Raw genomic sequence first — 19,016 nt, forward strand, 5'->3', positions numbered from 1 at the left:
GCCTTCCGCCGACCCGTATACATCCTGTTCACGCCCTCCATTCTGGCCTGCCCTTGCACTTTGGCAACAGCGTTGCGAAAGTAGGGGCCATGACGCGCACAGCCCCGGGTGGTCCCGCCGCCCCTCTCCGCGTGGGCCTCGTCGGCTTCGGCCTCGCGGGCTCCGTCTTCCACGCCCCGCTGATCGACGCCACCGCGGGCCTCGTCCTCGACACGGTCGTCACCTCGGACCCGCGGCGGCGGGAGCAGGCCCGCGCCGCGTTCCCGGAGGTGCGTCTGGCCGCCGCGTCCGACGAGCTGTGGCCCCGCGCCGGTGAGCTGGACCTGATCGTGATCGCCTCCCCGAACCGGACGCACGTCCCGATCGCGACGGCCGCCCTCAAGGCGGGCCTGCCGGTCGTCGTCGACAAGCCGGTCGCGGGGACGGCGGCCGCGGCGCGCGAGCTGGCGGCGCTGGCCGAGGAGCAGGGCCTGCTGCTGTCCGTCTTCCAGAACCGCCGCTGGGACAACGACTTCCTGACCGTCCGCAAACTGCTGGCCGAGGGCGAGCTGGGCGACATCCAGCGCTTCGAGTCCCGTTTCGAACGCTGGCGCCCGCAGCCCAAGGGCGGGTGGCGCGAGTCCGGCGACCCGGCGGAGATCGGAGGTCTGCTCTACGACCTCGGCAGCCACGTCGTCGACCAGGCGCTCGTCCTCTTCGGGCCCGCCGCCTCCGTGTACGCCGAGTCGAACGTTCGCCGGCCGGGCGCGGAGGCGGACGACGACACCTTCATCGCACTCACGCACGCCGGCGGCGTCCGCTCCCACCTGTACGTCTCCGCGACGGCGGCCCAGCTCGGCCCCCGTTTCCGGGTGCTGGGCTCCCGCGCGGGCTATGTGAAGTACGGCCTGGACCCGCAGGAGGCGGCGCTGCGCGAGGGCAGGCGCCCGGGCCCCCGCTGGGGCGTCGAACCCGAGTCCATGTGGGGGCGCGTGGGCTCCGGCGAGTCCCCGCCGACCGGCGGCGGCCGCCCCGAACCGACGCTCCGCGGCGACTACCCGGCGTACTACGCGGCGATCGCGGAGGCCCTGCGCGAGGGCGGCCCGGCCCCGGTGACCGCTCTGGAGGCGGCCGCGGCCCTCGACGTCCTGGAGGCGGCCCGGCGCTCGGCCCGCGAGGGTGTCACCGTGAGGCTGTAGGTGCCTCCGTCGCCCGGGTGTCCGGAGCGTCGCCCTCACGCGGGAACTCGTCCGTGGTGAGCGTGATACCGACGGGTGTGTGGGTGAGGTCGACCTCGTCGCCGAAGTCGAGCGTCAGGTTCGCGCGGTACTCGCCGCCCTTGGGACGGGTGTGCAGATGCCACTCTCCGCTGTACGGGTCCACGATCAGGTACACCGGCACGCCGGCGGCGGCGTAGGCCTCCAGCTTGGGGCCGTAGTCGTTGGCCGCTGTGTCCCTGGAGATCACCTCGGCGACGAACTCGACGTCTTCGCAGCGCCAACGGCCCTTGTCGTCCTTGACCGCGCCGTCCTTGAGCGCGACGACGTCGGAGGCGAAGCCGTTGAGGTGGCCCGGGTAGTCGATCCGGACGTCCGACTTCACGCGCTTGCGCGGATACTTCTTCCTCAGCTGGTCATAGATGTCCGCGATGATGTCCCAGTGATTGTCCCGCTGCGGCGACATGTAGATGGCCCCCTGGACGATCTCGACCTTGTATCCCTCGGGGGCGGGCTCAAGCCACTCGAACATCTTGTCGAGGGTGAGCTCCTCGCTCTGCTCGGCCATCACGATCCTGTCTTCGAGAACAGTCACCGTCGCCGCTCCTCCCCGCTGCCGCACGGTCGCGGGCAGTCGCGCAGTACAACGATACGCTCGGCGTTCCGGTCACGGCCGGAACGCCGAGCGCCGTCGGCCGCACCGCGCGCAGTGCGCGCACTGCGCGCCGGAGGCGCTACGCGTCCTTGAGCTCCTGCCGCTGCCGCCCCAGCCCCTCGACCTCCAGCTCGACCACGTCACCGGCCCGCAGGAACGGCTTCGGCTCGGGCCGCCCGAGCGCGACACCCGCCGGCGTACCGGTGTTGATGACGTCACCCGGGTACAGGGTCATGAACCGGCTGACGTACCGCACGACTTCGGCGACCGGGAAGATCTGCTCGGCGGTCGTCCCGTCCTGCTTCAGCTCGCCGTTGACCCAAAGCTTCAGGGACAGGTTCTGCGGGTCGGGCACCTCGTCCGCGGTCACCAGCCACGGGCCGAGCGGGTTGAACGTCTCGCAGTTCTTGCCCTTGTCCCAGGTGCCGCCCCGCTCCATCTGGAACTCCCGCTCCGAGACGTCGTGCGCCACCGCGTACCCGGCGACGTGTGCGAGCGCCTCCTCGTGCGACTCCAGGTAGCGGGCGGTACGGCCGATGACGACCGCCAGTTCGACCTCCCAGTCGGTCTTCGTGGATCCGCGCGGCACGAGGACCGTGTCATCGGGCCCGACCACCGTGTCCGGCGCCTTGAAGAAGACGACCGGCTCGGCGGGCGGCTCGGCGCCGGTCTCGCGGGCGTGGTCGTGGTAGTTCAGGCCGATGCAGACGATCTTGCCGATGCGGGCGAGCGGCGGGCCGACGCGCAGCGTGGAGGCGTCGAGCCGCGGCAGTTCGCCCGACTCGGCGGCGGTGCGGATGCTGCCGAGCGCCGCGTCGTCGGCGAGCAGCGCTCCGTCGATGTCCGGCACGAGACCCGACAGGTCGCGCAGCGTTCCCTCGGCGTCGAGCAGCGCGGGCCGCTCCGCCCCCGCCGTACCGACTCGCAGCAGCTTCATCGGATCTCTCCTTCGTGGATACCCCGGCCTTCAGGCCGGGGTGGGGGTACCTCCCGCTTGCGGGGGAGAAACGAAGCTCCTGCGGAGCAGGGCAGGAAGAGCCGGTTCGCCGCCAGGGCGGACCGGCGTCCGCCCCCAGCCACCCGCAGGCCGTCACAAACTGATGCAATAGTATGTGAGCTGTGAAGGCCGCCCACGTGAAGCGGGCGTTCAAGTACCGCTTCTACCCGACCGATGCGCAGGCAGCCGAGCTGTCGCGCACGTTCGGCTGCGTGCGGAAGGTCTACAACATGGCCCTCGCGGCGCGCACGGAGGCGTGGACGCGGCAGGAGCGGGTGAACTACAACCAGACGTCGGCGATGCTGACGGCGTGGAAGAAGACCGGGGAACTCGCGTACCTCAACGATGTCTCCTCCGTCCCACTCCAACAGGCCCTGAGGCACCTCCAGACGGCGTTCACGAACTTCTTCGGCAAGCGCGCGAAGTACCCGCGCTTCAAGTCGCGGAAGAAGTCGCGGAAGTCGGCGGAGTACACCACCAGCGCGTTCCGGTTCCGGGACGGGAGACTGACCCTGGCCAAGATGGCGGAGCCGCTCAGCATCGTGTGGTCCCGTCCGCTGCCCGAAGACGCGTCCCCGTCCACCGTGACCGTGTCGCAGGACGCGGCCGGACGCTGGTACGTGTCCATGCTGTGCGAAGCCCCGTCCGTCCAGCCGCTCCCCGCCACCGACACGTCCGTCGGTATCGACGTCGGGCTCGACCACCTGCTGACACTCTCGACTGGCGAGAAGGTCTCCAACCCCCGGCACGAGCGGCGCGACCGCGCCCGCCTCGCGAAGGCCCAGCGACGGCTTGCCCGTAAGGCCAAGGGCGACGGAGCGAACCGGGCCAAGGCCCGCCGGAAGGTCGCCAAGGTTTACGCTCGCATCGCCGACCGCAGGCGCGACCACCTGCACAAGCTGACCACTCGACTCGTTCGTGAAAACCAAACGATCGTGATCGAGGACCTCACCGTTCGGAACATGGTGAAGAACGGCAGCCTGGCTCGCGCCATCAGCGATGCGGCCTGGTCGGAGTTCCGGAGCATGCTGGAGTACAAGGCCCGGTGGTACGGCCGCGAAGTGATCGCGATCGACCGCTGGTTCCCCTCCTCCAAGCTGTGCTCCGTCTGCGGCACCTTGCAGGACAAGATGCCGCTCAACGTCCGCACCTGGACGTGCGACTGCGGCACGACCCACGACAGGGACGTGAACGCGGCGAAGAACATTCTGGCCGTCGGGCTGACGGCGTCTGTCTGTGGAGCTGGTGTAAGACCTCAACGGAGCACTCCGGGCGGGCAGTCGGCGATGAAGCAGAAACCCCTACGGCGCGAGCCGTAGGAATCCCCCTCCTTCAGGAGGGGGACGATGTCAAACAGGATCGGTCTCGATCGGCTGCAGCAGCCGCTTCGGCCGCAGCAGTGCCCGGCTGACCGGGTCGGCCGGGTTCCGGCCGAGGCCGGGCCCCGGCAGCATCTGAACGTCCTGGACGGGGACGACGGTTCCGCAGGCGGGGCATTCGCCGTACGGCCCCAGTTCCTGGTCCGTCCCGCAGGTCGCGTGCCGGAAGACGCGCAGCCGGGCACCGCTGAGGTGCTCACGCCCCCACATGCCGAGCGCCCGCAGGCTGGGCCACAGGGCCGTGCCACGCTCGGTGAGGACGTACTCGTCCCGCGGGGGCGACTCCTGGTAGCGGCGCTTCTCCAGGATCCCCGCGGCGATCAGGTTCTGGAGGCGGGCCGCGAGGACGGCGCGCGGGATGCCGAGGTGGACGAGGAAGTCGTTGTAGCGCCGTACGCCGTACAGGGCGTCGCGCACGATGAGCAGCGTCCAGCGCTCGCCGATGACCTCCAGCGCGCGAGCGACGGCGCACTCCTGCGTCGCGTAGTCCTTGCCGAGAGCCATGCGTCCACTGTAGCCAGGTTCCGGCACACGGGTTCGGTGACCGAATCCACTTTCCGGACTCTTGGTTCAATGACCGAACCTTTACTGCTACGGTCGTCCCCACCGAGGTTCAATGACCGAACCTGCGAGACCGAACCTGGAACTCGCCCCCCGAACCGCCTCCGGAAGCGCAGGCCATGTCACCACTGGAACGCACGGAACACGGCGAGCACACCGTCGCCGCCTCCGTCACCGAAACCGCTCAGGTCACCCACGCACCGCATGCCCCCCATGCCCCGCACGACACCCCCCGGGCGGCCCCCACCCTGGCCCTGACCAGCGCGGCCACCGCCGTGGCACTGATGGCGTACACCGCGCCGATGGTCACGCTCCCCGACACGGCCGCCGCCCTCCACACCTCCGTCTCCGCGCAGGCGTGGCTGCTCAACGGCACCCCGCTGGGGCTGGCCGCGCTGCTCCTGGTGGCGGGCAGCCTCGCCGACGACTACGGCCGCCGCCGGATCTTCCTGGCCGGGACGCTCGCCCTCGGCCTCACCACCGCGCTCGGCGCCTTCGCGACGTCGACCTGGCTGTTCACCCTGGCCCGTATCGCACAGGGCGCAGCGAGCGCGGCGATCCTCGCGAGCAGCCTCGGCCTGCTGGTGCACGCCTTCCCGACCCCGCGGGGCCGGCTGCACGCCACGGGCGTGTGGGGCGCGTTCGTCAGCGGCGGCATCGCGGTGGGCCCGCTGATCGCGGGGGCGATGCCCACATGGCGCGTGGCGTACGGGGTCCTGGGCGCCGCGGCGCTGATCGTGGCGGCCCTGTCGGTCCGGGCGCTGACCGAGTCCCGCGCACCCCGGGGCGGCCGTCCGGACCTCGCCGGAGCGTTCGTGTTCGGCCTCGCCCTCGTGTCCCTGGTGGCCGCGCTGACGCTGGGCCGCGACGGCTGGCTGCGGACGCCGGTGGCCCTGCTCCTCGCGGCGGCCGTGCTCCTGCTCGCCGCCTTCGCCGTCATCGAACGCCGCACCCGCATACCGATGATCGACCTCGCCCTGCTGCGCCGGCCCCGCTTCCTCGGCTCGGCCGCGGGCGGACTGTTCACGGGCCTCGCGGTGATCGGCCTGTTCAGCTTCCTTCCGGCGCTGCTCCAGCGGGCACTGGGTCTCACGGCGATGGACACCGCATGGCTGTTCCTGCTGTGGTCCGGGCTCTCCTTCACGGTCGCGCTCCAGGCGAAGCGGCTCGCGGGCCGGGTCTCGCCGCGCCACCAGCTTGCCCTCGGCTTCGCGCTCCACGCCGTCGGCGTGCTGACCATGCTGGGTGCGATCGGCGCGCACTCCTGGGCCCGGCTGCTGCCCGGACTGGTGATCGGGGGGATCGGCAGCGGCCTGCTGAACGCCGCGCTCCCGCTGGTCGCCGTGGAGTCGGTGCCCGCCGACCGCGCGGCGATGGGCTCGGGCGCCCAGCAGACGTTCCGCTACATCGGCTCCTGCGCGGGCGTGGCCCTCACGATCGCCGTGGTCACCTCGGGCGGCGGCTCGCTCGCCCACGGCGCGGACATCGCCGCGGTCGTCTCGGCGGGGCTGGCCCTCATGGGCGCGCTCGGGGTGCTGGCGCCCCGCGAACGGGCCTGAGGCTCACGCCCGGGGCCGCATGGAGGCGAGCCTGCCCCACACCACGAGCCGGTACCGCGAGGTGAACTCCGGGGTGCAGGTGGTGAGCGTGAGGTAGTAGCCGGGGCGGTCGTACCCGTACGACGGCCTCACGGTGCTGCGCGGGACGGGCGCGATGACTCCCCCGTCCCGGGCGGAGGTCTGCGGGAGCGTCCTGTCGACGACGTAGGTGTAGACGGCGGCCTTCGTCTCGACGGTGACGGTGTCCCCGTGACGCAGGCGGTCGAGGTGCCGGAAGGGCTCGCCGTGCGTGTTGCGGTGCCCCGCGAGCGCGAAGTTGCCCGGCCCGCCGGGCTGGGCGGTGCCCGGGTAGTGGCCGACGTATCCCAGGTTGAGCACATGGGACTTGCTGACGCCTTCGGCGACGGGAACGCGGACGGAGAGCCGGGGAATGGTGAGGACGGCGTAGGCACGGGAGAGAGCGGGACGGACGACGGCGGCCGCCCTCGGCTCCCCCCGCCCGGTGCCCTGGGCACGGCTGCCGTCGTCCGGCGCACCGGAGGAGCCGGCGTCCGGCGTACCGGAGGAGCCTGCGGCCGAAGGGCCGGCGGGCTCACCCCACTCCCGCTCCAGCGCCTGCACCCTGCGCTCGGCTCCCTGCCGCGCCTCCCGGTTGGTCCACCACAGCTGATGGACGACGAGCAGCATCAGCACGACGCCGACGGTGACGAGCAGTTCACCACCGCCCCACAACCCACGCCGGAGGAGGGCGCGACGACGCCGGTCGGTGTGCGCGACCACGCGAGCCCGCATGCGTACGCCTCCTTCACCGGGGCCGCCCGCACGATAGGGGGTACCCGTCCAAGTCACCACCCCCATGCACCGCCTGGTGCTGGACGGGGCACTTCGAGACCCTTCGAGTCCCTTCGAGTCCCTTCCCGTTCCCCCTCGAGGCACTTCACACAGCGGTTTTAGAAAGGGCTGTCAGAACCCTCGACAACCTCGTGCGCCCCACCCGATCCTTCGTGTTGGCATCAGCGGAGCCGGTCAACGCCGGGGGGACGACCGGCGCTTACGGCACGAAGAGGCGGAGAAGCCATGATCCGACGCAGGACTCTGCTGGCCGCCGCGGGCGGCACGCTCCTCTCAAGCGCCCTGGCGACCGGCACCGCCCGGGCCGCTACGGCCGTCACCGTCGACCCGGCCTCCACATTCGGAAGCTGGGAGGGCTGGGGCACATCCCTCGCCTGGTGGGCCAACGTCTTCGGGACCCGGGACGACTTCGCCGACATCTTCTTCACCACCAAGCCGGTGGCGTACGGCGGCCGGACCCTCCCCGGCCTCGGCCTGAACATCGCCCGCTACAACCTCGGCGCGTGCAGCTGGAACAGCGTGGGCGGCGAGAGCATGGTCGCCTCACCCAACATCCCGCCCTTCAAGCAGATCGAGGGCTACTGGCAGGACTGGACGAACGAGGACCCCACCGCCCCGACCTGGGACTGGACGGCGGACGCGACCCAGCGCGCGATGCTCGTCAAGGCGACGCAACGAGGCGCGGTCAGCGAACTGTTCGCCAACTCCCCGATGTGGTGGATGTGCAACAACCACAACCCGTCCGGCGCCTCCGGCGGCGGCAACAACCTCCAGTCCTGGAACCACCGCCAGCACGCCTCGCACCTGGCCTCGGTGGCCCTCTACGCCAAGAACTCCTGGGGCGTGACCTTCACGACGGTCGAGGCCTTCAACGAGCCGTCCTCCGGCTGGTGGACCGCGACCGGCACCCAGGAGGGCTGCCACCTCGACGCGTCCGTGCAGTCGGCCGTACTGCCGTACCTGCGCAGCGAGTTGGACAAGCGCGGCCTGCAAGGCACGCACATCTCGGCATCGGACGAGACGAGCTACGACCTGGCACGCACCACCTGGAACTCCTTCGGCTCGACGACGAAGTCCTGCGTCGACCGGGTGAACGTCCACGGCTACCAGGGGTCCGGCGGCCGCAGAGACCTCCTGTACACGGACGTGGTGACGACGGCGGGCAAGGGCCTGTGGAACTCGGAGACGGGCGACGGCGACGCCACCGGGCTGACCCTGGCGGGCAACCTGCTCCTCGACTTCCGCTGGCTGCACCCGACGGCATGGGTCTACTGGCAGGTGATGGACCCGAGCGCGGGCTGGGCGATGATCGCCTACGACGCGGGCACGCTGCAACCGGGCGCGGTGCAGACGAAGTACTACGTGATGGCCCAGTTCAGCCGCCACATCCGCCCCGGTATGACGATCGTCGACACGGGTGTGGACTACGCGGTCGCCGCCCTGGACAGGTCGGCGAAACGCCTGGTGATCGTGGCGGCGAACAAGGCGTCCTCCGCCCAGACCCTGACCTTCGACCTCTCCCGCTTCACCACGGTCACCGGCGGCGCGGGCGGCGTGGTCCCGCGCTGGAACACGCTGACGGGCGGTGGCGGCGACCTGTACACGCCCCACACGGACACCTACCTGAACGGCAGGACGGTCAGCGTGCCGTTCGCGGCGGGGGCGGTCCAGACGCTGCAGGTGGACGGCGTGACGGTGTAGCCGCGTCGCGCGCCGCGGCCACACCGGCCCCGGCGCGCGGGTGCCGTACGCACCGCCCCTCCGCCCCCTGGCCTGCGAATCTCTCTCCTGTGTCGGTCGGCGGCAGTACGGTGTCCCTCATGCGCCCCGACACGCCTGCCGAGAACGTCGACCACAACGCCGAAGCAGCGCGCCTGGAGCGGGCCGCCGGCCTGTATCCCGAGGACGCGGAACACCTGCTGCTGCAGGCCGCGGCCCACCGGGAGCTGGCCGACGACCGCCCCGCCGCGACCGCGCTGTACGACCGCCTGCTGTCCTCTCCCGACCCGCTGGAGGACCCCCACCTGGTACGCGCGCTGAAGGCGTCGAACCTGTGGGAGTACGACCACGAGGCCGAGGCCCGGGCGATCATCGAAGGCGTCCGCGCGGCCGCTCCCCGGCATCCGGCCCCCTGGGTGATCGTCGCGGAGTCGCTGGAGTCGCACGACGAACTGGAGGCGGCGGAGGAGACGTTCACGGCGGGCCTGCGGCTCCTGGTCGCCGACGTGGCGAACCCCCCGCAGTCCACCCACCCGCTCCTGTACGGCCGCCACCGGGTCCGCCGCATGCTGGGCGCGCCCCACGACGAGTGGGACGCCGTGGCCGACACCCTCCACTCCTCCTGGGTCTCGCTGGACGAGCTCCACGACCCGAAACGGATCTGGTCCCTCGGCTCGGACAACCCGGCGGAGCTGGAGGCCGAGATCAGCCGCCTGCGCGCGGAACTGGGCGCCTACCGCGAGGCCCTGTCCCGCCCGTTCCCGGTGGCGGTCCTGCACTGGCCGGCACCCGAACTGCACGAGCTGGTGTCGGCGTACCCGACGCTGGCGGCCGAGTACTCCTCGCACGAGGAGCACCTGGCGACGATAGAGGCCTCGCTGCGGGAACTGTCCGCCTCGGGCACGTGGAACCTGGGCATCGTGACGGGCACGGTCCCGTCGTACGAGGCCTTCGCGGCGTCGGAGGGCACGTCACCGGCGGACGTGGCGCTCTTGCCCCAGTACGCGACGACACTGGCGGCCCGGGGACGGGCGGTGACCTGGCCGCCGGAGCGGGGGGCGGCTTGTTGGTGCGGGTCGGGGCGGGCATATGAGGGCTGCCACGGGGGCTAACGGCCGCCCGGGGGTCTCCCGCATCCCACGTGACCTCCTCGTCGCCGCGAGCGGCACCGAGCACGCCTTGGGGAGGTTGCTGCTCGCACCACGCCAGTACCATCTGGTCAGATAGTCCTACTGGTAGGACTAGACGACTGGAGCGGCGAAGTGGCCGACAGGCGGGACTTGATCGAGCGACTGGGGAAGCTGCAACCCGTCCACCGTCGCACGGGACAACCACTCCATCGCCCGCTGTTGCTCCTCTGGGCCATTGCCCAAGCCGTGCACGGGCGTCCGCGGCAGCACTCCTGGTCGGTGGTCAAGGAGGCAGTAGGACCGTTGCTCGTCGCGTTCGCCGGTTCCTCCGACGGCGAGCCGGATGTGCTGTATCCCTTCTGGGCTCTGCAACGAGACAAACTCTGGGAGGTTGCGAAGCCCGTTGACCTCCCTCTGACGAGTCAAGGGCGCTACCCAAAGCCGTCAGCGCTTGATGAAGCGAACCCTCTTGCTGGGCTGCGGAAGGAGGACTACGACCGTCTCTCCGAGGACCCGGGGCTGGCGGCATGGGCAGTTAGTACATTGCTCATACGATTCTTCACCCCCACGCCCCCCTTGTTGCTGGAAGCGTTGGGTCTGAAGGAGTTGGTAGCCGGCCAGATTGACACCAGTTTGCGCCCTGTTCCTGGCGAGCCGTATGCGCACCGCAATGCAATCGCCGATGTCTACGGCGGCAATCGCGTCCTGGGAATCACTCCACTCGCAGATGGCATCCTCACCGTCTACTCGGACGACAAGGGCCCTTACGCTGATCAGCGCCTCCCGGCTATGGACTGGATTGCCTACACCGGCGATGGTTTGTCCGGCGACCAAACCTTGACTGTAGGTAACCGCAGGATGGCGGAGTACCAGGAGCAGCAGAAGGCTTTGCGCTACTGGCACAAGCCTTACAAAGGCCACTGGACGTTCGAAACCTGGACCGTCATAGTCCAGCGCCGCAGACGTTGGGGTCGTGGACAAGACGGCCAGCAGCGCCGAGAGTTCGTTTGGGTCCTTGCACCTGTCCCCTCGCCTCTGCGGGAGACCTGGCCTCCGGAGGTACTCGAAGCCCTCCAACAGGATGACGGGCAGCTCCACGACGACTCGCTCGATGTCATCCCGATTGAACGCGACTCAAGCACGGAGCGGCAGCCGACCAGTGCCCGCGAAAAGTACAAGCAGCTATCAGCCGCCGCTCATCGCACAGCAGCCGGCCGAACACGCCAGTCCAAGCTCGCGCTAGTGGAGCGGTACTTGCGCTCGCCCGCTGCCCGCGAGGCAGTGGTACTCCGTAGCGAAGGCCGCTGCGAAAACCCCTCTTGCTTGGGACATCCGCTGGAGCACACAGACGCGAACGAACCGATTCTCGAGGTCGACCACGTCAACGGCTTGGCCAGAACTGGGCAGGACACCCCCGAAGTCATGATTGCGCTCTGTCCGAACTGCCACGCTCTCAAGACGCGAGGCAGGAACAGGCGGAAGTTGCAAGAGCGTCTGCTGGATGAAGCTCGCAACCGCCACCGAGCCTTCATCGAAGGAAGCTAGGTTGGAGTGGTGGTCGCACGCCGGGTGACGGTCAAGCACCGTTCGCGCATTGAGCAGGACCCCACGCAGCCAAACCTGCGCCAGGTCCACCTCATGCATGAGGAGTTCTTCAACGTCCCGTGACGGCGGTTGGCGTTGGGGGGACGGCGGAGCCCGGAGGCCGGTGTACCCCTCGCGGGCGGTACGGCGGCCTCCGGGCTCCGTGGTGGTGCTCAGCCGGTCGTCGGCGGCTCGGTGGGAGCCGCCGGCCGGCGGTGGCCGGGTGTGGTCAGCCGAACTGGCCCGGCTGGTAGTCGCCCGCGGGCTGCCGGATGATGACGTTCATGCGGTTGTAGGTGTTGATGAGGGCGATGAGCGATACCAGGGCGGCGAGCTGGTCCTCGTCGTAGTGCTTGGCGGCGTTCGCCCACGCCTCGTCGGTGACACCGCCCGCGGCGTCGGCGATGCGGGTGCCCTGCTCGGTCAGTTCCAGGGCGGCCCGCTCGGCCTCGGTGAAGACCGTCGCCTCCCGCCAGGCCGCCACCAGGTTGAGGCGCAACGAGGTCTCCCCGGCATGCGCGGCGTCCTTGGTGTGCATGTCGGTGCAGAAGCCGCAGCCGTTGATCTGGCTGGCGCGGATCTTCACCAGTTCCTGTGTCGCGGCGGGAAGCGGCGAGTCCGAGACGACCTTGCCCGCCGAGTTGATGTACTTCGCGAACTTGGCCGCGACGGAGCTGCCGTAGTAGTTGAGACGGGCGTCCATGGTGATCTCCTTGCTGTGCGCCGACGGTTACACAGCTCTGACGGATCGGCTCGGGGAGATGTGACAGCCGGACGGGCGGATGGGTGTGATGTGCGTCTCTCGTGCCGTGGGATGCCGATGAGCGTGATCAGCGGGGTGCCGCAGGGTGCCCGCGCACGCCCGCGGTACGTGACTACGCACGCCGCCGAGCGCCGATCGGCCTTTCGGGGTCCTCCCCGTCGGTGAGGATGGGGCCCGTGCCCGGCGTGGCCGTCATCAGGTCCTGGCGGGTGTCCGGCGGCCCGCCGAGATGATGGCTGATCAAGTCGGCGACCAGAAGGAAGAGTTCGCGGCCGAGCGAGCGCCCGGCAGCCGCGAACAGGTCCGGGTAGAGGCCGGGGAAGGTGTTCTCGTCCACGATGATGGGCCTGCCGTCGGACAGGATCAGGTCGAAGCCGACCAGCGGCAGGCCCAGGGCCCGCTGGGCGAGCCGGGCGATGCGGGCGTGCTCCGGCGGGACCGCGCAGCCGTCGACGTCGCCGCCCGCCCTTTCGGGGTCGTACACCTTCCAGGCGTCTGCGGACAGTCGGGCGAAGCGGTGGCCGCGCTTGCGGTAGCCGTACATCAGCGTGCCGTTGATGAGGGTCGTGCCGACCCAGTCCGTGCGGCCGTTGGGGTAGAAGCGCTCCACGAGGAAGGTGCCCTCCGCGGTGGCCGCGAGTGTGCTGTCGAGGTAGCCCGCCAGGTCCCGCAGGGTGGCGAAGTCCTCGATCAGCAGCACCCCGTGCCCGAAGGAGCCGCGCCGGGGTTTCAGCAGGGCGCGGCCCCACTGTGCGATCACGGGTGCGGCGGCGGCCGTGTCGCGGCGGTCGAGCAGGACCGTGTCGGGGACGGGAAGGCCGGCCCGCGCCAGGCACAGGTGTGCCCGGTACTTGTCGAGGCCGGTCACGAAGCGCTCCGGGTCGGGAGCGACCGGGATGTCCTGGCTGAGTGTGCGCAGGGCTTCCAGGGCATAGCTGCCGGGATCCCGGGCCATCCCCGCGTACCAGATGTAGAGGTCGAGGTCGTTGAGGCAGACCTCGTCGCAGTACACCTTGCCGTTGCGGATCCACGATCGGCGGATGTCCAGGCCGTGCAGGAACTCGACGCCGGTGACCTCCCGCAGAAGGCCCATCAGCAGCGCGTGGTCGTCGGGCGGGATCCTGCCGGGCTCCGCACGGGCACGCGGCGTCCCCGTCCCGCCCGGGGGCGCGGGGGGCAGGAAGGTTCCTACTCTCGGCATGGCGCGTTGCCCTTCGGGGAAGCGGCCGGGCGCCCGCGACGGGTGTGGCCGAAGAATCCCGCTCGTGCGTCGTGACGCTCTTTTCAGAGCAGCACATCCCGACGGGGGACGCATCTCGGCGGCAGGGGACCCGCCGTACCGGTGCTGCTCCCGGACCATGGCGCGTCCCGTGACACCGCGGTGCGAGCGGCGTGCACCCTGGACCGGGACGAAGACGGCGGTGGGCGTCGGCTGCGGGCGGGGCCCGCCCCGGCAGGGCGATCGGAGGGCGGGACGGGCAAAGTGGCACGGCGACACGGAGGGTGGCGGTTCAGTGGGCCGGCCGGGCGGGACGCGCCGCCGGCCCTCAGGACGCTGTTCGCCCTTCTCGCCGTCCAGAACCTCTTGATCAACTACACCTCGACGGCCATGAACGTGGCGCTGTCCGCGCTCGTCGGGGACCTGCACACCTCGCTGACCGGCGTGCAGTCGGCCATTTCGCTGTACGCGCTGGTGGTCGCCGCGTTCCTGATCACCGGGAGCAAGCTCGGCGCGCGCCACGGGCACCGCCGGATCTTCGTGCTCGGCGGCGAGATCTTCGTCCTGGGCACGCTGATCGCCGCCTTCGGCCCCTCCTTGCCGTTCCTGCTGGCCGGCTGGTCGCTGCTGCAGGGGATCGGTGTGGCGCTGATGCTTCCGGCGGTGCTGTCGATGCTCACGGCGGCCTTCGCCGGGGCCACTCGGACGAGGGTGCTGTCGGCGTTGAGCACCACCTCCGGGATCGGGGCCGCGGTCGGTCCCGTGGTGGGTGGCCTGATCACCACCTACCTGAGCTGGCGGGTGTCGTTCCTCCTGGAGACCGCGGTCACGCTGACCGTGGTGCTGCTCATGCGGCGAACGGCACAGACCGCGGGGACCGGCCCGCCCCCTGCGCGTACCGGCCCGGGCACCCATGGCGAACGGTCGTTCGATGTTCTCGGGGCGGTGCTGTCCGCCGCCGGTTTCGGGCTGCTCGTCGTCGCCACGCTGCTGTCGGGGCGGTACGGCCTGCTCAGGGCCCGGCAGGACTTCGCGGTGTTCGGCCGTACGGTGCTGCACCGCGGCGAGCTGTCACCCGTGCTCCTGATCGGCGGCCTGGGGCTGCTGGTGCTGCTGGTGTTCGTGTGGTGGGAGCGCCGCCTCGTCCGGACCGGACGGGATCCTCTGGTGCGCATGTCCGTGCTGCGCGACCGTACGGTACGGGCGGGCACCGAGACCCAGGTGATGCAGATCCTGGTGCCCAGCGGCATGCTCTTCCTGGTGCCGGTCTTCCTGCAGACGACCCTCGGCTTCGACGCGCTGCGCAGCGGCATCACGCTGATCACGGTGACCGTGGGGCTCACGGTGGCGGCCCCGGTGGTCGCCCGGCTGATCGCACGCGGGCGGATGACCCACCGCGCCGCGGCGATGGGGATCTTCCTCGTCATGGGCGCGGGCTGCGTGGCGATCGCCGTCCTGTTCCATCCGCACGAGCAGCGGGTGCAGGCCGTGGGCCTGGCGCTCGCGCCGGGTCTGCTCCTGATCGGATGCGGCCGGGGCCTGGCCACGACGGTGACCGACCTCGTCCAGTCGGCACCTCCACCGGACGAGGTGAGCGATGTGACGGGGGTGTCCCGCACCGCGGGTTATCTCGGCAGCTCCTTCGGCGTCGCGCTCGCGGGTGCGGTCATGACCACGGCGCTGCTGCTGGCCTTCGAGGCCGGGACGGACGCCAGCAGCGTCCTGTCCGCCGACCAGAAGCAGCTGGTCCAGCGGACGCTCCAGCATCAGGTCCAGATCGCCGCGGCGAGCGACGACGCCCTCCGCGCACGGCTCGCGTCACAGGGTGTCACGGGCGCGGCGGCCGACGAGCTCGTGCGGATCAACGCCCGGGCCCGGGGCCAGGCGCTGGCCGTCGGGGCCACCGCCATGGCCGTGCTGGCCCTCGCCGGATTCCTGGTGGCGCGGCGCATTCCCCGCGCGGGCACCCGCCGAACCGGCGCGGGCCGCCCGGACGGCTGACACCACAGCCCCACCGGAGTCGGCCCGCCGGGCGGGCCCGTGGGTGTCAGGCCACCGGTGCCAGTTCCGCCTTTCCGAACAACAGCGCGTAGCCGGTGGGGAGTCGGCGCAGGATACGGCCGGTCAGTTCGTCGCCCACGAAGTCGGGCAGCGTGCCGAGGACCGCGCTGACGTCCCAGCGTGCCGTCGCCGGTGTGGAGCCCTCGATGCGGGTGGCGGCCGCGTCCACGAACTCGGGCGCGGTCAGCGGGCGCGTCACCGGGATCTGGGACGCGATCAGGCGTGCCGCCTCCTCGGGGAGCCGGCGGGCGAGTTCCACGCGCTCATCACCGATGACGTGGCCGCCGAGGGCGGAGAGCACGATGCGGGTGATGCGCTCCGCTTCCCCGGTGGTCGTGTACTGGCCGGATTCCCGCACCGCCTCGATCAGTCGGGACCAGTGCGGGCGGGCCGGCGCCGTGTCCGTCCCGGTGGCCGTGTCCGTCCCGGTGGCCGTGTCCGCCCCGGTGGCCGTGTCCGCCCCGGTGGCCGTGTCCGCCCCGGTGGCCGTGTCCGCCCTGGCAGTCGCCGGGCTCGTCGTGGCCGCGGCGGTTCCGCCGGGCGTGCTCGCCGCCGCGTTCGTCATGGTCGTGCTCATCCTGCGGGTACTCCTCCGTTGTGCTTCCCCACCCGGTCCCCTCCCGGGTACCCCGGTCACGAGGTCCGCCCCGCGTGTGCGCACGCGCGGGGCGGACCGGGCTTCTGCCGTGGTCAGCTGCTGAGCTGCTTCCTGCCGCCCGTGATCTGGATGCGGCGCGGCTTGGCCTCCTCGGCGACGGGGATGCGGAGGGTCAGGACGCCGGCGTCGTACGAGGCGTCGATGCGCTCCGTGTCCAGGGTGTCGCCCAGGAACAGCTGTCGGGTGAAGGTTCCGGTGGGACGCTCGGCCGCGATCATCTCGGCGTCCTCGGGGGCCTGCGAGCGGCGTTCGGCACGGACGTTCAGCACATGGCGTTCGACATCCAGTTCGATCGTCTCGGGGTCGATGCCGGGGAGGTCGAAGTGGACGACGAGTTCGTCCCCGGACCGGTAGGCGTCCATCTGCATCGCGGCGGGGCGCGTGGTGGAGCCGAAGACCTGCTGCGCGAGCCGGTCGAATTCACGATAGGGGTATCCCCTGCTCGAGCGCAGCCGAGAGCTTGGGGAAGGGTCGGTACGCATGAGCATCACGGGTCACTCCCTTCGTGAGGTGCTGGGTGCGATGCCCTGACGACTTCTTATATAGCGCGAAGGCAGAAAGTTGACAAGCCTGGACTCAAGGCTGTCGGTCTTGTGCGTGTCCCCCCAGGTGGCAGGTGGTGTCGGCTAGCCTCGTTTCGCCGGAATGATCAGAAGAACCCCGAGCGGGAGGCAGGCAGCGATGGCGAAGGTTCCTACGGCGGCGGTGGCCGCGAGCGGGCTGGTCGGCGGATACGCGGTCGCCCGCTGGACCAGGAAGCGGCAGCTCGGCGGGGCCGTGCTGGCCGTCGCGGGTGCCGCTGCCGCCCAGCGGTGGCGGCGGCAGGCCGGGGGCACGGCGGCCGGGGCGCTGAGCGCCGCGTACGTCGCCGCTTTCGCCGGCTCGCATCCGCTGGCCAAGAAGGTGGGTGCCTGGCCCGCGGTGTTCGGGGTGGCCGGAGCCGTGGCGCTGGCCTCGTGGGCGGTGGCCGACCGGCGCGGCTGACCGCCTCGCGGGAAGACCGGTGCACCGCCTGCGGGTTCGATGGGGGTGCCCCCAGCTCGAACGCAGCCGAGACCTTGGGGGAGGCTGGTCGCACAGTTCCCCGCGCCCCTCCGGGGGCGACGCGGACGCGGTACCCGCCCGGCCCGCCGGGGTCCCGAGAGAACTCGGTGGCGGATCCGGGCCGTCGCGGACGAGCATGGAACGCATGGATGACCAACCCGCACGATGGAGCCAGGCGACGGTCTACCCCGACATGTGGGCCGATCCGGACGTCGACCCCCGCAACAGCGAAGGTCCCAGTCCGGACGGCGAACTCGCGACGCTTCAGGACTTCCTGACGAACTACCGCATGACCCTGCGGATGAAGTGCGAGGGCCTGAGCCCCGAGCAGCTGGCACGCCGGTCGGTTCCACCGTCGACGATGTCGCTGCTCGGCCTGGTTCGGCACCTCGCCGAGGTGGAACGGGACTGGCGCAACTGGATCAGCGACCAGGAGCTGCTGCCCAAGCTGTACGGCAAGCGCGACGCGGACTTCGACGGAGCCGTCCCCGAGCAAGCCGTGGTCGACGCCGCGTACGTCGATCTGGAGCGCGAGCAGGCCGCCACCGACGCCGCACTGGCCGGGCACCCGGACCTGGGCGAGCGTGTGGGGAAGGACGGGATCGCCGTTCGTGAGCTGATGGTGCACAGGGTCGAGGAGTATGCCCGTCACTGCGGGCACGCCGACCTGTTGCGCGAGTGCATCGACGGGAGGGTGGGCCAGTGACGGAGGCCGGGACCTGCACCCGCTCCGGGCGGCGCGTCACCTGACGGGGGATCCCACCGGCACCCGGGGGGAGCGTGCACGCCACGGCGCCTTTAGGATCGCGCCCATGTACGGACAGGGGCATGGGGAGCAGCAGCCGGCATCAATGGCCTATCTCGCCGCGCTGGAGGGCCGGCTGACGGCCGACGGGTGCACGACGCGGTGGGAGGACTGGGCCGGGACCACCGTACTCGTGGGGCGGCGGTCCGACTTCCGGATGCGCTGGATGGCCACGAACCTGCACCTGTTCACGGTGGCCGCCGCGGTGCCCCAGATCACCGTGCAGGCCATCGAGAGCTTCACCGGGAGCGTGCTGAAGTATGCCCGGGACACCAAGGGCGGACTGCCCGTGGGCCTGCAGACCGGAGTGGGCGCCTTCCCCGTCCTGGTGAGCGAGTTCGTCGAGCCGGCCGCCGTGCACTGGGCCGAGGCCCAGCAACGCAACCGGTTCGCCTGCATGGCCCGGCCGGTCGTCGTCGACAGCAGGCAGCGGTATGTGGGCATGTACCGCGGCAAGCCCGCCATCGGCCGCGTCTACGCCTCCCACTTCGTCGAGAAGGGCACCCGGTACTTCTACGGCCCCTAGGGCGCCCGCGCAGGCCCCCGCCACGTAGAGGGCCGCGGCAAGACCGGTGACCTGCGCGGATGTGATGGGCAGCCCGCTGCCGGACTCGGACAGCCGCCCCGCGATAGTGCCGACGACCGTGACCTCCAGGCGTCGAGGATCCATACCGTGCCCAGTCCGACCACGATCGTCCAGTGCCGGCGTGACCAGGGCAGACGGTCGAGACGTGCGGGTATCGCGGTGGTGACCGCGGCGCTCCCGGTCGCTTGGACGGACATGGCTCCCTCCTCGGCGGCGCCCGGCGGCACCGCGCGCGACCCGAGTGCCCG

The 19,016-nt window shown here is 70.9% G+C and carries 18 protein-coding genes and 2 pseudogenes; 11 read left to right on the forward strand and 9 right to left on the reverse strand.

What is annotated here, in order from left to right:
* Positions 1 to 89: 89 nt before the first annotated feature.
* Positions 90 to 1,178, forward strand: coding sequence for a Gfo/Idh/MocA family oxidoreductase (locus ACZ79I_RS15120; protein ID WP_471497821.1), 1,089 nt, complete (start codon positions 90 to 92; stop codon positions 1,176 to 1,178).
* Here the strand turns inward: ACZ79I_RS15120 and ACZ79I_RS15125 are convergent.
* Both ACZ79I_RS15125 and ACZ79I_RS15130 read right to left on the reverse strand, forming a co-directional pair.
* Positions 1,162 to 1,791, reverse strand: coding sequence for a Uma2 family endonuclease (locus ACZ79I_RS15125; protein ID WP_471497823.1), 630 nt, complete (start codon positions 1,789 to 1,791; stop codon positions 1,162 to 1,164). The genes ACZ79I_RS15120 and ACZ79I_RS15125 overlap by 17 nt on opposite strands.
* Before the next feature lie 139 nt (positions 1,792 to 1,930).
* Entirely contained in the window at positions 1,931 to 2,788 is an 858-nt protein-coding gene (locus ACZ79I_RS15130) for a fumarylacetoacetate hydrolase family protein (RefSeq protein WP_471497825.1), read from the reverse strand.
* Positions 2,789 to 2,970: 182 nt separating this feature from the next.
* Between ACZ79I_RS15130 and ACZ79I_RS15135 the strand changes: the two genes are divergently transcribed.
* Entirely contained in the window at positions 2,971 to 4,167 is a 1,197-nt protein-coding gene (locus tag ACZ79I_RS15135) for an RNA-guided endonuclease InsQ/TnpB family protein (RefSeq protein ID WP_471497827.1), read from the forward strand.
* A gap of 30 nt (positions 4,168 to 4,197) precedes the next feature.
* Here ACZ79I_RS15135 and ACZ79I_RS15140 read toward each other — a convergent pair whose 3' ends face one another.
* Positions 4,198 to 4,731 (reverse strand): winged helix-turn-helix transcriptional regulator, encoded by a 534-nt coding sequence (locus ACZ79I_RS15140; protein ID WP_471497829.1) that lies wholly within the window; start codon positions 4,729 to 4,731, stop codon positions 4,198 to 4,200.
* A 176-nt stretch (positions 4,732 to 4,907) separates the two neighbouring features.
* Between ACZ79I_RS15140 and ACZ79I_RS15145 the strand changes: the two genes are divergently transcribed.
* Positions 4,908 to 6,347: an MFS transporter gene (locus tag ACZ79I_RS15145; RefSeq protein WP_471497831.1), complete on the forward strand. Its 1,440-nt coding sequence runs from the start codon at positions 4,908 to 4,910 to the stop codon at positions 6,345 to 6,347.
* Positions 6,348 to 6,350: 3 nt separating this feature from the next.
* On the opposite strand, the gene ACZ79I_RS15150 is transcribed toward ACZ79I_RS15145, so the two are convergent.
* Positions 6,351 to 7,139, reverse strand: coding sequence for a class E sortase (locus tag ACZ79I_RS15150; protein WP_471497832.1), 789 nt, complete (start codon positions 7,137 to 7,139; stop codon positions 6,351 to 6,353).
* Positions 7,140 to 7,424: 285 nt separating this feature from the next.
* Between ACZ79I_RS15150 and ACZ79I_RS15155 the strand changes: the two genes are divergently transcribed.
* The 4 genes and pseudogenes from ACZ79I_RS15155 to ACZ79I_RS15170 all read left to right on the forward strand — a co-directional run.
* Positions 7,425 to 8,900: a glycoside hydrolase gene (locus tag ACZ79I_RS15155; RefSeq protein WP_471497834.1), complete on the forward strand. Its 1,476-nt coding sequence runs from the start codon at positions 7,425 to 7,427 to the stop codon at positions 8,898 to 8,900.
* A 119-nt stretch (positions 8,901 to 9,019) separates the two neighbouring features.
* Complete coding sequence (locus tag ACZ79I_RS15160) at positions 9,020 to 10,030, forward strand: YecA family protein (RefSeq protein WP_471497836.1); 1,011 nt, start codon at positions 9,020 to 9,022, stop codon at positions 10,028 to 10,030.
* Between the two features lie 150 nt (positions 10,031 to 10,180).
* On the forward strand, positions 10,181 to 11,593 hold the full coding sequence (locus tag ACZ79I_RS15165) for an SRA domain-containing endonuclease (RefSeq protein ID WP_471497838.1): 1,413 nt from the start codon (positions 10,181 to 10,183) through the stop codon (positions 11,591 to 11,593).
* 24 nt (positions 11,594 to 11,617) lie between these two features.
* A pseudogene (locus ACZ79I_RS15170) lies at positions 11,618 to 11,704 on the forward strand (MOSC domain-containing protein); the annotation flags it as partial.
* A gap of 157 nt (positions 11,705 to 11,861) precedes the next feature.
* On the opposite strand, the gene ACZ79I_RS15175 reads toward ACZ79I_RS15170, so the two are convergent.
* Positions 11,862 to 12,335, reverse strand: a complete 474-nt coding sequence (locus ACZ79I_RS15175; protein WP_471497840.1) for a carboxymuconolactone decarboxylase family protein — start codon at positions 12,333 to 12,335, stop codon at positions 11,862 to 11,864.
* Between the two features lie 172 nt (positions 12,336 to 12,507).
* On the reverse strand, positions 12,508 to 13,596 hold the full coding sequence (locus ACZ79I_RS15180) for an ATP-grasp domain-containing protein (RefSeq protein ID WP_471497842.1): 1,089 nt from the start codon (positions 13,594 to 13,596) through the stop codon (positions 12,508 to 12,510).
* 282 nt (positions 13,597 to 13,878) lie between these two features.
* Here ACZ79I_RS15180 and ACZ79I_RS15185 point away from each other — a divergent pair, with 282 nt between their 5' ends.
* A complete protein-coding gene (locus ACZ79I_RS15185) occupies positions 13,879 to 15,615 on the forward strand; it encodes an MFS transporter (RefSeq protein WP_471497844.1) in 1,737 nt (578 codons plus the stop codon).
* A gap of 46 nt (positions 15,616 to 15,661) precedes the next feature.
* On the opposite strand, the gene ACZ79I_RS15190 is transcribed toward ACZ79I_RS15185, so the two are convergent.
* Together ACZ79I_RS15190 and ACZ79I_RS15195 are read right to left on the reverse strand one after the other, a co-directional pair.
* Positions 15,662 to 16,045 carry a DUF2267 domain-containing protein gene (locus ACZ79I_RS15190; protein WP_471504973.1) on the reverse strand — a complete coding sequence of 128 codons (384 nt, stop codon included), beginning with the start codon at positions 16,043 to 16,045 and terminating at the stop codon, positions 15,662 to 15,664.
* A 320-nt stretch (positions 16,046 to 16,365) separates the two neighbouring features.
* Positions 16,366 to 16,821 carry an Hsp20/alpha crystallin family protein gene (locus ACZ79I_RS15195; protein WP_471497846.1) on the reverse strand — a complete coding sequence of 152 codons (456 nt, stop codon included), beginning with the start codon at positions 16,819 to 16,821 and terminating at the stop codon, positions 16,366 to 16,368.
* Between the two features lie 193 nt (positions 16,822 to 17,014).
* Here ACZ79I_RS15195 and ACZ79I_RS15200 point away from each other — a divergent pair, with 193 nt between their 5' ends.
* From ACZ79I_RS15200 to ACZ79I_RS15210, 3 genes are all read left to right on the forward strand, one after another.
* Positions 17,015 to 17,317 carry a hypothetical protein gene (locus tag ACZ79I_RS15200; protein WP_471497848.1) on the forward strand — a complete coding sequence of 101 codons (303 nt, stop codon included), beginning with the start codon at positions 17,015 to 17,017 and terminating at the stop codon, positions 17,315 to 17,317.
* 196 nt (positions 17,318 to 17,513) lie between these two features.
* Positions 17,514 to 18,083 carry a DinB family protein gene (locus tag ACZ79I_RS15205; protein WP_471497850.1) on the forward strand — a complete coding sequence of 190 codons (570 nt, stop codon included), beginning with the start codon at positions 17,514 to 17,516 and terminating at the stop codon, positions 18,081 to 18,083.
* A gap of 106 nt (positions 18,084 to 18,189) precedes the next feature.
* Positions 18,190 to 18,708, forward strand: coding sequence for a levansucrase (locus ACZ79I_RS15210; RefSeq protein ID WP_471497852.1), 519 nt, complete (start codon positions 18,190 to 18,192; stop codon positions 18,706 to 18,708).
* Here the strand turns inward: ACZ79I_RS15210 and ACZ79I_RS15215 are convergent.
* Positions 18,706 to 18,965 (reverse strand): annotated as a pseudogene (locus ACZ79I_RS15215) (MFS transporter); the annotation flags it as partial. The gene ACZ79I_RS15210 and the pseudogene ACZ79I_RS15215 sit on opposite strands and share 3 nt — an antisense overlap.
* Positions 18,966 to 19,016: the final 51 nt, after the last annotated feature.

It is taken from the genome of Streptomyces sp. PSU-S4-23 (genome assembly GCF_055632315.1).

Bases quoted from the DNA above. Each gene is read 5' to 3' on its own strand.
- ACZ79I_RS15180 (WP_471497842.1), bottom strand. From the start codon at position 13,596: ATGCCGAGAGTAGGAACCTTCCTGCCCCCCGCGCCCCCGGGCGGGACG.
- ACZ79I_RS15130 (WP_471497825.1), bottom strand. From the start codon at position 2,788: ATGAAGCTGCTGCGAGTCGGTACGGCGGGGGCGGAGCGGCCCGCGCTG.
- ACZ79I_RS15155 (WP_471497834.1), top strand. From the start codon at position 7,425: ATGATCCGACGCAGGACTCTGCTGGCCGCCGCGGGCGGCACGCTCCTC.
- ACZ79I_RS15205 (WP_471497850.1), top strand. From the start codon at position 17,514: ATGGAACGCATGGATGACCAACCCGCACGATGGAGCCAGGCGACGGTC.
- ACZ79I_RS15175 (WP_471497840.1), bottom strand. From the start codon at position 12,335: ATGGACGCCCGTCTCAACTACTACGGCAGCTCCGTCGCGGCCAAGTTC.
- ACZ79I_RS15145 (WP_471497831.1), top strand. From the start codon at position 4,908: ATGTCACCACTGGAACGCACGGAACACGGCGAGCACACCGTCGCCGCC.
- ACZ79I_RS15150 (WP_471497832.1), bottom strand. From the start codon at position 7,139: ATGCGGGCTCGCGTGGTCGCGCACACCGACCGGCGTCGTCGCGCCCTC.
- ACZ79I_RS15120 (WP_471497821.1), top strand. From the start codon at position 90: ATGACGCGCACAGCCCCGGGTGGTCCCGCCGCCCCTCTCCGCGTGGGC.
- ACZ79I_RS15200 (WP_471497848.1), top strand. From the start codon at position 17,015: ATGGCGAAGGTTCCTACGGCGGCGGTGGCCGCGAGCGGGCTGGTCGGC.
- ACZ79I_RS15140 (WP_471497829.1), bottom strand. From the start codon at position 4,731: ATGGCTCTCGGCAAGGACTACGCGACGCAGGAGTGCGCCGTCGCTCGC.
- ACZ79I_RS15195 (WP_471497846.1), bottom strand. From the start codon at position 16,821: ATGCTCATGCGTACCGACCCTTCCCCAAGCTCTCGGCTGCGCTCGAGC.
- ACZ79I_RS15210 (WP_471497852.1), top strand. From the start codon at position 18,190: ATGTACGGACAGGGGCATGGGGAGCAGCAGCCGGCATCAATGGCCTAT.
- ACZ79I_RS15160 (WP_471497836.1), top strand. From the start codon at position 9,020: ATGCGCCCCGACACGCCTGCCGAGAACGTCGACCACAACGCCGAAGCA.